General features: G+C 43.9%; 8 protein-coding genes and 1 pseudogene. 1 reads left to right on the forward strand and 8 read right to left on the reverse strand.

The genetic code is table 11. The features are described 5' to 3' along the window. Positions 1-546 precede the first annotated feature (546 nt). The 4 genes and pseudogenes from AC07KQ_RS10110 to AC07KQ_RS10125 all read right to left on the reverse strand — a co-directional run bounded on the left by AC07KQ_RS10110 (position 547) and on the right by AC07KQ_RS10125 (position 5,350). Positions 547-1,359: a PfkB family carbohydrate kinase gene (locus AC07KQ_RS10110; RefSeq protein WP_003570994.1), complete on the reverse strand. Its 813-nt coding sequence runs from the start codon at positions 1,357-1,359 to the stop codon at positions 547-549. Between the two features lie 321 nt (positions 1,360-1,680). Continuing rightward, positions 1,681-2,343 (reverse strand): annotated as a pseudogene (locus tag AC07KQ_RS10115) (hydantoinase/oxoprolinase family protein); the annotation flags it as partial. Positions 2,344-2,361: 18 nt separating this feature from the next. Then, a complete protein-coding gene (locus AC07KQ_RS10120; RefSeq protein ID WP_003585337.1) occupies positions 2,362-3,168 on the reverse strand; it encodes a hypothetical protein in 807 nt (268 codons plus the stop codon). Positions 3,169-3,214: 46 nt separating this feature from the next. Beyond that, on the reverse strand, positions 3,215-5,350 hold the full coding sequence (locus AC07KQ_RS10125; protein WP_003580307.1) for a DUF262 domain-containing protein: 2,136 nt from the start codon (positions 5,348-5,350) through the stop codon (positions 3,215-3,217). Positions 5,351-5,467: 117 nt separating this feature from the next. Between AC07KQ_RS10125 and AC07KQ_RS10130 the strand changes: the two genes are divergently transcribed. Next, positions 5,468-6,604 carry a restriction endonuclease subunit S gene (locus AC07KQ_RS10130; protein WP_411814953.1) on the forward strand — a complete coding sequence of 379 codons (1,137 nt, stop codon included), beginning with the start codon at positions 5,468-5,470 and terminating at the stop codon, positions 6,602-6,604. Between the two features lie 47 nt (positions 6,605-6,651). Here the strand turns inward: AC07KQ_RS10130 and AC07KQ_RS10135 are convergent, their stop codons facing one another. The 4 genes from AC07KQ_RS10135 to AC07KQ_RS10150 form a co-directional block, all read right to left on the reverse strand. After that, a complete protein-coding gene (locus AC07KQ_RS10135) occupies positions 6,652-7,578 on the reverse strand; it encodes a site-specific integrase (protein WP_003580311.1) in 927 nt (308 codons plus the stop codon). 80 nt (positions 7,579-7,658) lie between these two features. Continuing rightward, entirely contained in the window at positions 7,659-8,900 is a 1,242-nt protein-coding gene (locus tag AC07KQ_RS10140) for a restriction endonuclease subunit S (protein ID WP_263774509.1), read from the reverse strand. Next, positions 8,893-10,491, reverse strand: a complete 1,599-nt coding sequence (locus AC07KQ_RS10145) for a type I restriction-modification system subunit M (protein ID WP_003580315.1) — start codon at positions 10,489-10,491, stop codon at positions 8,893-8,895. The genes AC07KQ_RS10140 and AC07KQ_RS10145 overlap by 8 nt, the downstream gene beginning before the upstream one ends. Before the next feature lie 17 nt (positions 10,492-10,508). After that, positions 10,509-13,559: a type I restriction endonuclease subunit R gene (locus AC07KQ_RS10150; RefSeq protein ID WP_076665435.1), complete on the reverse strand. Its 3,051-nt coding sequence runs from the start codon at positions 13,557-13,559 to the stop codon at positions 10,509-10,511. Between the last annotated feature and the right edge of the window lie 119 nt (positions 13,560-13,678).

The following is a 13,678-nucleotide window of genomic DNA, read 5'->3' on the forward strand; positions in this document are numbered from 1 at the left end:
ATCATTCACGCACCATATCGTATTGAATCTACAAGTCTTTCATCTCTCTTATGAATTTTCATCTCTACACATGCGGCATCACCATTGTCTTGGGGGAGACGGTGATGCCGCATGAAAAAGAACCAAAGTTAATGTCTTGCTCAAGGTTGACTTGCAACTGTCAGCTTTGATAACCAAGTCGCGACACGGCAACCAGCAACATCAGAGCGCAAACAGAAGCGCTAAAAAATCGGAACATGTTCAAATCCCAATTTGATGTTACCGGCATTGCTGATCGTTCACGCGCACGGTCAGCGATCCAAAACCCACAGTACCGATCTTTTCAAAGTTCCCGAAATGGGCTGCCGACTTGGTCTATCAAAAAGCATCAAAGAAACCGTCGATTTTATGATCGACGGTTTTTTCGTGAGCGCGAACCAGCCCGGGTAGAAACCGGAGCATAAGTGGCCTTGGGCGTGATGGTTGGTTTTTGACTATTGCGATCAAGGTCCTTATGCGAAGGTTTCTGGGCTGGCAAGCGCGTTATGGCGAAACACAGCGTAATTTTCACGAAAGCAGTGGTGCGCCATGCCCAAATGAACCGGGCAACAAAACCTGCGCCGAAGCGAACTTAGCCGCATGACTTAATGATTCCGAAACTTTGGCATCCAATGTTGGCTTGCTCGAAGAGTACAAGGTCGCAGCAAAGGACGTAATATAAGCATCCCCTGCTCCCAACGAATCCACCGCCTTCACGCCAAGCGCCTGCTGCCAAGACATCATGCCGTCAACCAGCGCCGCCGAACCACGCAATCCGCGTGAACAAACAATCCGATCACAACCAGCTGCCGCAACCCGGCGCATCAATGCCTCCACATCATCATCAGACCGTGCTTTGCCAGAAAGATAGGCGAGATCAATCTGTGGCGCAATCTTTTTAAACAGTTTGTCATCGTCAAGGATCGAAAAGTCATAAACCTTGCGCGCTGTGATAGCCTGCAGAAAAGCATCCGCATGACTTTCACTATTCAGATAGACCAGATCGAAACTATTGATATAGGCGATGTCCTCTGGGTCAAGTCGCAGCTCTTGTGGCGGCTCGCCGACCACTTTACGCCGTGCCCCGTCTTTGCCTGTGATCGTTGTAAAAGCATTTCGACCGGCATATTGTAGCGAATGCTGCACATCTACGCCGCGTTCGACCAACATGCGCCGCGCAAAATCGCCACGCGCATCATTCCCGAACGTCCCGATATAGGCCGCCTGCAAGCCGAGTTCGGCGGCAAAAACCGCCGTATTCGCTGCATGACCGCCAAGATACATCTGCTTATCAGCCGGATAAAGGTCAACGACATTGTCTCCAATCGCAATGACTTTCAACGATCTCTCCTTCTTTCCATCAAACGCAGCAACTGCAGTCTTCGATCAAACTGCCGTCATGCACACCCCTGCTTCCTGTTAACAAGGTCAAGTTTACCACAGCAGGAATTGGGTGTGGCATCAAGCTTGTCATGTTTTCCAGAATGCATGATCATCACCAAGCCTATCAGCCTGAGGAAATGAACAAAACGGCGTCCAAAACTGGCCGTCGTTTTTTCGTTTTATATGTTATTCCAAGCTAATGTCTGAAAACTTATTACGGTCACCAATAACAGTCTACAAATTTCGATGATGGGTATTATCATCATCAGGTTTGCTTTTTCATTTCGCCAAATTTCCAACCACCTTAATCTTCACCCGATTCGCATTCTCAGGATGATAAGCCAGCGGTACCTCATCAACTTCAACGACTTCAATCGTCGTTTCATCCGCGCCAGATTCAATTGCTGCGGCAGTAGCTTTCTCCTTTGCATCAGCCATCGCCTTGTCGCGCGGAATCTGGTTGTATGGATAAATTCGGCCGTATTCACCCGAAACCTGACTGATGGACGCACCAATCGCGTTTGCCACACCGCCCAATGGGTCACGAACTAGTTTGCCGACCCCTTTCAACCGATGCGGTGCGATGATCGCCCCGCCACCAACAAGGATCACTGTTGCCGGCTCAGCACTCGTCTTCATTTTATCAATCGCCACGGCGATCATGTCGCTGATCGTTTGCAAAGCCGCCTGAGCGAACTTCAGCGAAATTTGCTTGGTCAGTTGGGGATCGCCGACATCCGACAAACCCAAACGAACCGCAATGTCAGTGGCGGTGATGATGTTACCGCCAAACGTCAGCGCCTCGTCGGTAATTTTGTAGCCAACGGAATCGGGGCCCACCGTGGCACTGCCATCTTGCTGCTGGCGAACGATTGAACCACCGCCTAAGCCAATCGACATGATGTCCGGCATCCGGAAGTTAGTCGCCACGCCGCCACAATTAGACTTTATATGCGTTTTTCAGCCCAATATTTGCCGAATCGCCAGTAACACCAAACCCAATCCCATCATTGCCATCGTAACGTTAAGTACCTTCGTCACAATTCGCCGCTCTTGGTCATCCATCTCCTCTATCATGCTCAAACTATAGTCATTGTAAGGACCAGCATCCCAGTACCCGACATAATAACTCAGCAACTTCTTCTCACGACCAGTCAACGGCTTACTGTCAGCGCGAAGCAACAGTTGATCATCAAACAAAGCATACATATCATCGCTCAACATAGCGGTCTTACGATGCCGCCTCGCCTGCTCACTGACCCGATCGAACAACCGCTGAAACCGTTCCCGCGCCTGCGCATCTTCATCATCCTCCGCTGACCACGCCGTCAATTTCCGCTTAAAAATCGCCATCACCGCGTTAAAGTGCTTCCGTTGAAAATGATTTGCAAACGTCAGATAACGATTCTGTTCATTCAGATATTTATTTTGCCAAGTCTGATAAAGAAAGTAGCCAAACAACCACAACACGATCAAAGCATTGATCAAGTTCCCCAAGTTCCAAGCCGTCATCAATTTCTCAAGACTACCAATCACCCAAAAAGTCAGGATCATGAGACTAACAAACAATGACAACAGCTGCTTCTGCCGCATCTGCGGATTCCGCTGCATCTCGGCATAAATCGTCTGGCGATGCTTCAGGTAAAGGACAAAATAATCCAAAAAGTCCAACGAGCGGACTTGTCGGTAAGTTTTAACAATGTAAAAGAGCAGGATGACCAGTGAAACCATGTTGATGACGCGGTTGATGGTGTCGATTGGGGACATGAAGGACTCCTTTTCGGTTTATTGACGTGTCACACACCACTTAATGTTATGAATGGTTAACTTTACGCGTTTTAACATTTACTTCTGACAAATCATGATCACTGCCAGCTAACAATCGTTTGATGTGTTGTACCCGACTCCAAGCGCTATCTCCACCTGCGTAGACGGCAACGTCAGAATCACCTAGTTGCCGGTAACGTTGATCTGCCTCGACTTCATTAACATGTTTAACAAGGCTTTCATCACTATTGGCCATGGCAAAAAAGTTAGATGGGTCAGCATCCCACAGGAGATCAATCAGTTGATTGTATAAATCAGTCCAACTTTTAATTTGAACCACCTGATCATCAACAAAACTGAAAGCAACTGGCTTAGTGCCGGTTGGGTTGGCTTCTAGAATCACATCCAACGTATCCCATGAATTTGGATCGTCTGTCGCAAGCTGAGTTGACACATTGGGACGTGGCCAAACTGTTAACGCTCTTGTTAACAAATCTGCCTGCCGTTCCTGTAAAGTTGCTTCATCCCACTTATCGAATTGTGCTACCCATTGGTTAAGTTTAATACCTGACTTACGATAACCGTCTGCCATATCCCGCTTCTCAATATAAGGGCGATTGCTCATCTGACCATTAAACCCAGTTAAAGTCAGGTTAGCTAGTCGGTTCAACCAAACATTGTGGACCAGTCGCCAATCGGTCCCCAAAGCCTTCTGCCAACTATTATTCACAACTCGCGGCATAATATGTTCAATCGAGTACTTACCAGATTGCGCCGTATCGAATAGGTCCTGCTCCTCACCACTCGCATTATTCAGTTCATCTAGAATGAACCACAGTGACATAGAACTCATGTGGTAGTAATCTTTCTCAACCAACGCGTCTTTTAAAGATTGATCTGTTGGAAAACGTTTATTTTCTTTAACGACCTGCGTCAACACTAACTTCAAGCCTTCAACATAATCAACCTTAGCCTGGTCAACATAATGCTCCACTTGGCGATCCAGCGCGGCAAACAGCAAATTCAGTCCAGTAGTGGGGACCCCGACAAAAAGTCGCCGAGCTAGATAGGCAAGCAAAACCCGCAACACTTCAACTAACTGATCAGCCGACAGCGCGCCATCACGCGTTTTTGCAAAAACCTGCAATAAGTACGGCACCAAAATATCGTTATTCAAATGACCGAGTCTAATCAAAAGTGATTTGACTCGTTGATCTTTGATGGCAACAGTCGCTGGCGCTGTGATTTCCGCAAATAATTTGGCTGCCGCCTGCTCCTTTTTCAATTGAGCAATTTGATCAAAGTTTTTGGTCAAGCCCACATAACGGCGATAATCGCTGTAAATTTCATTTTCTTTAACCGGCTTTGAACTCCGAGCCAACGAGGTCAAGTACTGCCGATAGAACCGCGAGAGCTCCTCACTGCCAACCAAGCGCTCGTTCTGTTGCCACAGTTGAAAAGCCGCTGCTTGTTGATCGCCCTTCAAGCCCATCAGCAAAAAGTTCCGGATCTTGTCTGATTCCGTTAAATTCATACCGGTCGAATTTAAACTTTCAAAGATCAATTGAGCATCATCGTACTGATCAACAACGATGTTCATAACTTGCAACCGCTGTTCCAATAAGGAAAGCCACTCACGAACTGTTAAGTCTCCCTGCTGCAAAACATTCCAAAAATAAGCGTAGGTGCTTTTGAAAATCGTATCCGCAGCTGACATACCATTAACTAGTACATCGACATACTGTTCCTCATCACCAGGTACCGGATGCAACCGATTCTTCGCGATTGAATCCCGATCAAACCTGTCTATTAAAAACATTTCGTTAACTCGTTGATAATCCACATCACTTGATCCTAAAAAATCACGGATAGCAATCAAGAATAACGAAACAGTGGTCAGTCGTTGCTGCCCATCAATGACATCTACTGTACTAGTGTCACCAGTGGCGTTCAAAATTAAACTTCCAAAGAAATATCGCTCGCGTTGATTCGCATAAGCCGTCTTCAAATCCGCGACAAACCGTTCCAACTGTTCCCGCCGCCAACTATAGCGTCGTTGATAAACTGGAATATTGATGGTCCTATTATTCGCAATCACCTGACTGACGATAAGTTCTGCATTACCCTTCACAATTGTCACCCCAAAGTAGTATTTTGCTGGCAAGTTCAACTTGATTAGCACTAATTGATCGCTAGCATTCTCTGGGTATTAGCATACCAGATGTGTGGGTTTGTGGCGGAGTTTGGTTGTTGATATTTTTGGAGTTTGCTTGCTCGGAACGCTTGGGAAAAGCGTAAGTTGAGTGAAGTAACTAATCTGATAACCAAGGGGACAACTCCGAGAGAAAAAGGTGGTAGGGGCGAAGTCAATTTTATTAAGGTTGAAAATTTATCAAAGAATGGAAATATCTTCACTACAAGCAAAGTCTCTGTTTCAGAACATCAAGGCTACCTAGCTAGGTCCATTCTGCAAGAAAATGATATTCTGTTCTCCATTGCCGGATCTCTTGGAAGAACTGCAATAGTACCAAAATTAGTTTTACCCGCAAATACTAATCAGGCATTAGCTATTATCAGACTTAGCACAGGTTGTGTAGAATTCGTTGCCACTTATTTATCTGGAGAGGCAATCGATAGATATATTAGAAGGAACCCAACAGTCGGAGCACAACCCAATATTTCGTTAACTCAAGTCGCAAGTTTGCAAATTGACTGGCCATCTTTACATGAACAGGAAGTGATTTCAAAATTATTTGCCAGAGTTAAGGACCTTATCGCTGCAACTCAGGATAAGATTGATGCTTTAGAACAAGCTAAAAGGGCGCTACTTCAGCGTCTCTTTGATCAGTCGTGGCGCTTCAAAGGTTACTCTGACCCGTGGGAAAAGCGTAAGTTGCGGGAAGTGAGTGACGTGCGAGATGGAACGCATGCTTCTCCCAAATATTACAGTCAAGGGTACCCCCTTGTGACTTCGAAAAATCTAACCTCAGCGGGTCTAGATTTCTCGAATATTTCATTGATCTCTGAATTAGATTACAAAAACATTAATAAGCGATCTCGTGTAGACAAAGGTGACATTCTTTTTGGCATGATTGGTACTATTGGGACGCCTGTAATGGTACATGAATCAAATTTTGCAATTAAGAATGTTGCGCTTATTAAAGAAAGAGAAGCTGTACTGAACAGTTTTTTGGTTCAGTTACTAAAATCTCCGGCATTTATTAACTATATTCGTAATGAAAATGTGGGAGGAACTCAAAAGTTTCTCAGCCTCAACACGATCAGAAATTTTAGATTTTCTTTTCCCACCAGCAAAGAACAGGCTATGGTCTCACGGTTTCTCGAGAAAATTGATAGCCTTATCGCTGCAACTCAATCCAGACTTTCTAGCCTTGAATTATTAAAAAAAGCCCTATTACAGGACCTTTTCATTTGAAAAGGATCGTCTTACGCGGTGAAGCTGCGTTAGGCGATCCTTTTGTGTTACATCAATGAGGTAAGATAGCGCATTATCTTATCGTTGTCTTGGTTTTCTAATTCTTGGATGATATGCAGGTATGTCTTCTGGGTGGTGCTCATATTGGCGTGTCCAAGTCGTCTCGCAACTGAACCAACTGAGACACCTGCGTATAGTAACAGAGACGCGTGGGTGTGGCGCAGTCCATGAATACTGATGACAGGGATGCTTGCCCGCTTACATTTGCGCTCAAGAATATCATTTGCTGTCTCATTGTATACGCGTTGCCCATCTGTAACAAAGATCGGCTTGTCCTGCGGTAGACTTTTGATTTGAGCTGCAAATTGCATCGCAACCTGCCAATCAAGCGGCACCTTGCGAACAGAGGCAGTATTCTTTGTCTCTGCAAAGCTTCCAGTGGCACTTTTGTAGTCCCATGTCTTGTTGATCGTCAGCGTTAATTTTGCCATGTCAAAGTCCATGGGTGTGACGCCAAGCGCTTCACCGAATCGTAGGCCTGTTTTGGCGATCAGCAGCAGGAAATAATCCCAGTCCAATCCGTGATCGAGATCCAACAAGGCCAACAGCTTTGTGAGTTCATGTTGATTTAGAAACTTAACCTTATGTACACGCGACACGGTTCCTTTGATGACAACTTTGCGCGTAGGGTCTTGTTCTAAAATGCCTTCGTCCAAAGCATCCAGGATCGCTGCCTTGAGATGGTGGTGAAAGTCGAGTGTCGTCTGCTTTTCGTGGTTCGCGGCGAATTCATTGATCAATTCTTGATATGTCCGTCGCTTGAGTTCGTCCATATGCAGATCAGGAGCCAGCGTGACCAAATGCTTGTGAGACATTTGATACTTCTGATAAGTGACTGGTCGAACAGCGCCTTCCTTGTAGAGCTCAATCCACTGTTTGAAGTACATATGGAATTTCTGTGTGCGTAAATTCATTGCGCACCTCCTTGGTTTAGTTGTCTTTGTTAGACAATTAAACTGTTTACCATATGAACTAGAAAAAGTCAGCGTAAGCTTTATACAAAAAGATTCTTTAGTAAGGATGTTTTTAATAGTTCCAGTTTTGACAATCTGTTAGAGGTTGATTTAATAAGGTCATCAAATGACTTTAATAGATTGCCGATACTAATCTGTTCCTCTAAAGAGGTTGGAATTAAAACGGATTTTGCCAGTAACTCAGATTTCGTTACTCCTTTTATGGAAGTGCCCTGGCCTTCGTTAGACATTTGTTCCATCACACGAGTCAATAAATTAACAGAAAAAAACGCAGACCAGTTAAGGAAAGAAAACGAGAGGAAGTCTTGACTTGTCGCATAGTCGTAATTAATGAATGCTAACTTTCCAACTCCAACTCTGGTTACAACTGCAATACTATTTGAGGGCACTTTTTTTGCTGCACTGCTTTTTAACGCAGCGGACGAAATAAACTTCTTTGGAATCACTGTATATTTATTTGACTTGTCTAGATCAGAACTTTGAATCCAGGGTAATGAACCGGTCCAAAAGCTTCTCTTCTTGGTGGAGGGAGTGCCGCCGCCAAAATTTTCTTTAGCCATATTGGCCACTTTACTCTTTACCCATGGGTCGGAGTATACGTTGAAGCGCCACGACTGGTCAAATAAATGTTGCAATAAAGTTTTTTCGACTTGTTCTAAATCATCAATTCTACGCTGAGTTGCAGCGATAAGGTTGTCGATGCTTGTGAACAATGCGCTAATCTCTTTCTGCTCATCAAGATTCACGATTGGAACTGGAACATCTTTCAATTGCTTAATTGGTAATTGTTTTAAAGCAGTTCCTGTATTTCGAGATAATAGTTCTTTTTGACCTCTCCAGGAAAGAAGAAACTGAGCCAAAAATTTTCCACTTAACTCCGACTTATCAGTTCGAATAACTGCTAGTTGAGAATTGATATTCCAGTCGATGTTCTCTTCCTTAACGTATCCTAACGCTCCTAAGGACCCACGAACTGCCAAAACAATATCGTCTTCAACTAAATGACCTGACGTCAACTCAGCGTGTTTTTCCTTTGTAATGTAATTTGCATTATCTTCGATAAGTTCACCATTTCTAAGATTACTCCCTCTTAAAAATGGAACTCCATTCTCCTTGTCACTAAGTTCAGATTCTTTCGGATATGACTCGCCATAATTTCCATCAGTAAAATATGAGTTTGTCTCCCCCAACTTACGCTTTTCCCAAGCGTCAGAATACCCCTTAAACCGCAATGCAGGAACGTTTTTAACATCCTTACTCATTTTTAAACAGCTCCTTCAAGGCGGCGAGTTGCTTGGCAGCTTCGTCATTATTGGCCACTAAATCGTCAAAATCTTTGGCTAGCTCCGAACTTAATCTTGCAATTTCTTCATCGTTTTTCTTGATATCAGCAACCACTTTGACCACATCAACTGGCTTTTCTGGTTCTGTCGTATCAACATAACGCGGAATATTTAAGTTGAAGTCATTTTCCTTGATCTCATTAAATGACGCGACATGGGCATACTTATCAACATCCTTGCGATTGATATACGTTTCGAGAATTTTTTGGATGTTGTCGCCTGTCAGATGGTTTTGGTTCTTAGCCTTCTCGAATTCTTTTGATGCGTCAATAAAGAGCACATCACGAGTCGTTCTAGATTTTTTCAAGACCGTGACTGTGGTTGGAATGCTCGTGTTAAAGAAGATGTTTGCAGGCAAACCAATCACCGTGTCGATCGCGCCGTTTTCAAGTAATGCTTTACGAATACGCCCCTCTGCACCACCACGGAAAAGAACACCGTGCGGCAAAACGATACACATTACCCCAGTGTCCTTTAAGTGATAGTAGCCATGGAGTAAGAAGGCAAAGTCAGCCTTAGATTTTGGTGCAAGTCCATAGCTGACAAACCGGGGATCGTTTTCCGTCCCCTTCGATGGCTGCCAATGCGCTGAGTATGGTGGGTTCATCACAACGGCATCAAAGTTTGTTGGTTCTTCAATTGGCCAGTCTTGATCCAAGGTGTCAGCATTGTGCAGATGCTGGTTATTAATTGGCACACCGTGAAGAATCATGTTCATACGCGCTAAATTATACGTTGACGTATTCAGTTCCTGACCAAAGTAGTTGATAGACAGACGTTCGTTCGAATAGCGACGCGCATTTAGAAGCAGTGAGCCTGATCCCATTGTCGGATCATAAATCGTGAAACCACGGACATCTTCCTTACCGTGCATCGCGATTTGCGTAATAAGACGTGACACCGACTGCGGCGTATAAAACTCACCAGCATTTTTGCCGGAATCAGAGGCAAATTGACCGATCAGATACTCATATGCATCCCCAAGTATGTCATTCGTGTTCTGACCAACCAGATCAAGCGTCGAGATTTGTTTCATGACATCCGAGATGACTTGATTCTGCTTCTGTGGAGTTGCCCCTAATTTTCGAGAATATAAATCAACATCCTCGAACAATCCGGAAAAGAATTCACTGGATTGTTCAATATCTCGAAAACTCTGACTAAGGTCTTCAAGCTGAAAGGTGCCATGATCGATTTTGTCTATGAGAGCCGTAAAAGTCAGATCAGGCTGAATGTGATAACCAAACTCATCGGAAACATTACTTATCAGATCATCATGCAAATCTTTATCATTGTATGCATCCGTGTAAATTTGCTGGGCTTTATCCAGATCTGTTGTCTTCTCCTCCAATTGATCTGAAGCATAAACCACCATGCGATCAGAAAGATACTTGTAAAAAATTAAGCCTAGCAAGTAATTCTTATATTCGCTGGCGTCCATCTTTGATCGTAAGATATCGGCAGAATTCCAAAGTGCTTGGTACAGTGTCTGTGACGTCATTTGAGCCATCGTTAAGTTCCTCCAAATTAGTCCTGATTAAGTGGCAAGATCTCTTCGCGAATAAGATTCGAGTATGCATCTTTAAATTCGCGCCAGTACGAGATCTTCTTAACCGGATTTTCAGTTTTTTCCTTATACATTTCATAATCCATATGACGTTTTAAGCTCTCTTCGCCGGGATTAGATTCTTTCTTAGGATCAAAATTTTCAGCGTAGAAAAGCGCCTCTGCAGGATCAGCACCCCATGTCGTCGCGACATCCTTGACCAAATGCTCGATTGTTTCGTTTTTCATTGTCTGAAGCAAAGTTTGGACATTCTGATTTTGAAATTCTTTAGGATTAGCTTGAATTTTACGCCATAGGCTTTCCATCAACGTGCCAAGTTTCTCGTTGTTGTTCTTCAATCTATCGACGTAATTCGAAATTTCTTCCACCCGCTTTTGGCTAACAGCAGGCTTATCATCGCGAGAATCGCTGACATAGGCTTGGATGAGATTAACGATGTACTCGTAGTTGATCGTATCCTGACGTACGGTTTCCAACTCATACTCAATATCTAAATCGTCTTCTTCCGGCCCTTCAGTCTGTCGACGCCGCTTTAATTCGTCAATGACATTTTGATACGCACTCGTATACGCCTCGATGTCTTGCGAATCGATAGCAATCTCATCTTGAATTTCGTCTGAGTCATATTCGCTATAAACCTGCGCAGCAGCCAGTCCCTTATCAAAGCCTTGAAATGCCTTGGCAAATTGCTTCAAGGTCGCATCTGGCAATTCACTGATAGGTGGACCAGAAGGATCAATCTTGAACTTTTTCAAGCTTGAAGCTGCCTTCTTTAATCGGTTGTGTGCTACCTTCCACTCAGGGGCAAGGACTTCATTTTCGCCGCCATTTGAATAGAGGATTAACGCATCTTCGACTGCTTTTGCAAAGGTATTCGGCAGTTGATAGACAACAATCTGTCCATACTGTTTATTCTTGTCAAAGATACGATTGGTTCGAGAAAAGGCTTGAATGATATTTTGCAGCTGCATCGGCTTGCGATCAATAAACAAGGTAGACAAGCAAGGTGCATCAAAACCAGTCAATAATCGATCAACCACAATAACGAGGTCTAATTGCTCTTCACGAGACAGATAACGGGCCTGTTTACGAGCTAACCGATCATTGATATTAGCGTTATATAAGTTAATATTCTCAAGACTGTAACTCGTACCAAACATCTCGTTATAGTCACTAATGGACTTCCGCATCGCGTCTTGATTCAGGGTTGAATCGAGATCATTTTCAGTGACTGAATAAGTGATAGCAACTTTCGGAAAGTCAGGTAATAATTCTGAGGTACGCTTGTTCATTGTAAATGGCGCTTTACCAGCACGTAACTCTTTGAACAATTCATAATATTTTTGTGCTTGCGAAATGGAGCTAGTTGTCAACAAAGCCGTGTAAGAATTGCCTCGGCCATTGTACAAGCCCAGCTTCTTTTGTGAATGGTTGACGATCCCCTCTATCACTTTCCACATATGATTTTTGTTCAAATAATCAGAAGAGAGCAGGTTCTTTTCCATCTCAACAGGATCCATCTTCGCCACATCTGCAAGGGACTCTCCTGTGCGCTTCGCAATTAACTCAGTGAGTTGATCTTCACGAATCGTATTTATATACTCCACTTGAAAGCCCAAGACAGCACCATCATGAATTGCTTCTTTAACTGTATACTCATGCAGTCGTTCGCCATATTGTTCCGCAGTCGTTCGGGGCAAGTTCCCCTCTTCTTTGCGTGCATTCTGCTCAAATATGGGAGTTCCCGTAAAGCCACACCACAACGCGTGATGGAAAAAGCCGTTAATCTCCCACTGTTTTCGCGAAGTAACAGCACGATGACACTCGTCAACAACAAAAGCAATCTTTAATTTTGTCAATCGCTCATAGTCTCGTGTGCCTTGCTTATCCGCGAACCGACGCATGACAAAGTTAAGCTTTTGAATCGTTGTGACAATGACAGTGCGGTCTGTACTTTTTAGCTTCTTAATAAGATCGCGAACGTGTTCAGTCTCATCAATATCAATCGTATCGTTTTCAGCGTAAGCCATGAAAGAGCTTGTAGTTTGCTGGTCTAGGTCGACTCGATCCACAATAAAGATAGTTTTATCAATACTGGGAATTTGTAAAAGATTTCGAGCTACTTTGTATGCTGTAAGCGTTTTTCCTGAGCCTGTGGTATGCCAGACGTATCCGGACACTTGGTGTTTTGTCGCCTCACGAACTCGCTCAATCGCATGAATCTGATAAGGCCGCAGCAAAATTAAGGACTTTCGAATCGAATCAATCACGGTATACTGAGTCACCATTTTATGTGCTTGTGGAATTGAAAGTACCTGATCCGTAAAATCAGTAAGCGTCTCTACAGGTTGATTATGCTCATCGACCCAGTTGGTTAAGAAGCGCTCGTTCATCTTGGTGCCTGAAGCCGGCGCAATATAACGTGTGTGGTACGGGTCACTGACAACGAACATTTGAACAACTGAATAGATGCCGTTAAACATACCGTCACTCAGATACTTTTTTATCTGACGAAAAGCATCCATGTATGAATGATCCGCATTCTTGAGTTCGATATGAATTAACGGTAGTCCATTGATCAAAAGTGAAACATCAAACCGACGGTTCTGATAGTCAGCAAACACTTTGGGCATTTCGATCTGATTAACAACCTCGTAGGAAGAAGTACCACCAGCTACATCTTCCCGACGAACAACTTCTAGTCGAACTGTTCCCAGCGTGGCATCTTCACGTTGCACTTGAACTTTGGCCACACCATTTTCGCCAGCCAACCACTTAGCGGCATCATAAAACGTACCAAATTGAAGCTGATTCTGAATTTGACGAAACTCTTGTTCTGTTAGCGGATGTCCGTCCAACACAGCAACATTATTTTGTTCGATTTTCTGCCGAAAGTTACGCCACAAATCCTCCTCTGTCTTTAGCTCCGGACGATACGTCCATTGTGAAATGCCCCTCGTTAACTGTTCGATTAATCGTTTTTCAAACGTAGATTCAAGTGTTGCACCCATTCTTGACTCCTCCTGTTGTCATTGCAAAACCCGTTAGTCGTATTTCTTCAGATCCTGCAAGCCACTGACGAACCATTCATACTCCTTGATTCGCATCTTCAAAACTGTATTAATATTCA

This window comes from Lacticaseibacillus sp. YLM2-1 (genome assembly GCF_056583465.1).

Excerpts from the sequence above, each read along its gene's own strand:
- AC07KQ_RS10145 (WP_003580315.1), bottom strand. The coding sequence starts at position 10,491 with ATGGCTCAAATGACGTCACAGACACTGTACCAAGCACTTTGGAATTCT.
- AC07KQ_RS10135 (WP_003580311.1), bottom strand. The coding sequence starts at position 7,578 with ATGAATTTACGCACACAGAAATTCCATATGTACTTCAAACAGTGGATT.
- AC07KQ_RS10140 (WP_263774509.1), bottom strand. The coding sequence starts at position 8,900 with ATGAGTAAGGATGTTAAAAACGTTCCTGCATTGCGGTTTAAGGGGTAT.
- AC07KQ_RS10150 (WP_076665435.1), bottom strand. The coding sequence starts at position 13,559 with ATGGGTGCAACACTTGAATCTACGTTTGAAAAACGATTAATCGAACAG.
- AC07KQ_RS10120 (WP_003585337.1), bottom strand. The coding sequence starts at position 3,168 with ATGTCCCCAATCGACACCATCAACCGCGTCATCAACATGGTTTCACTG.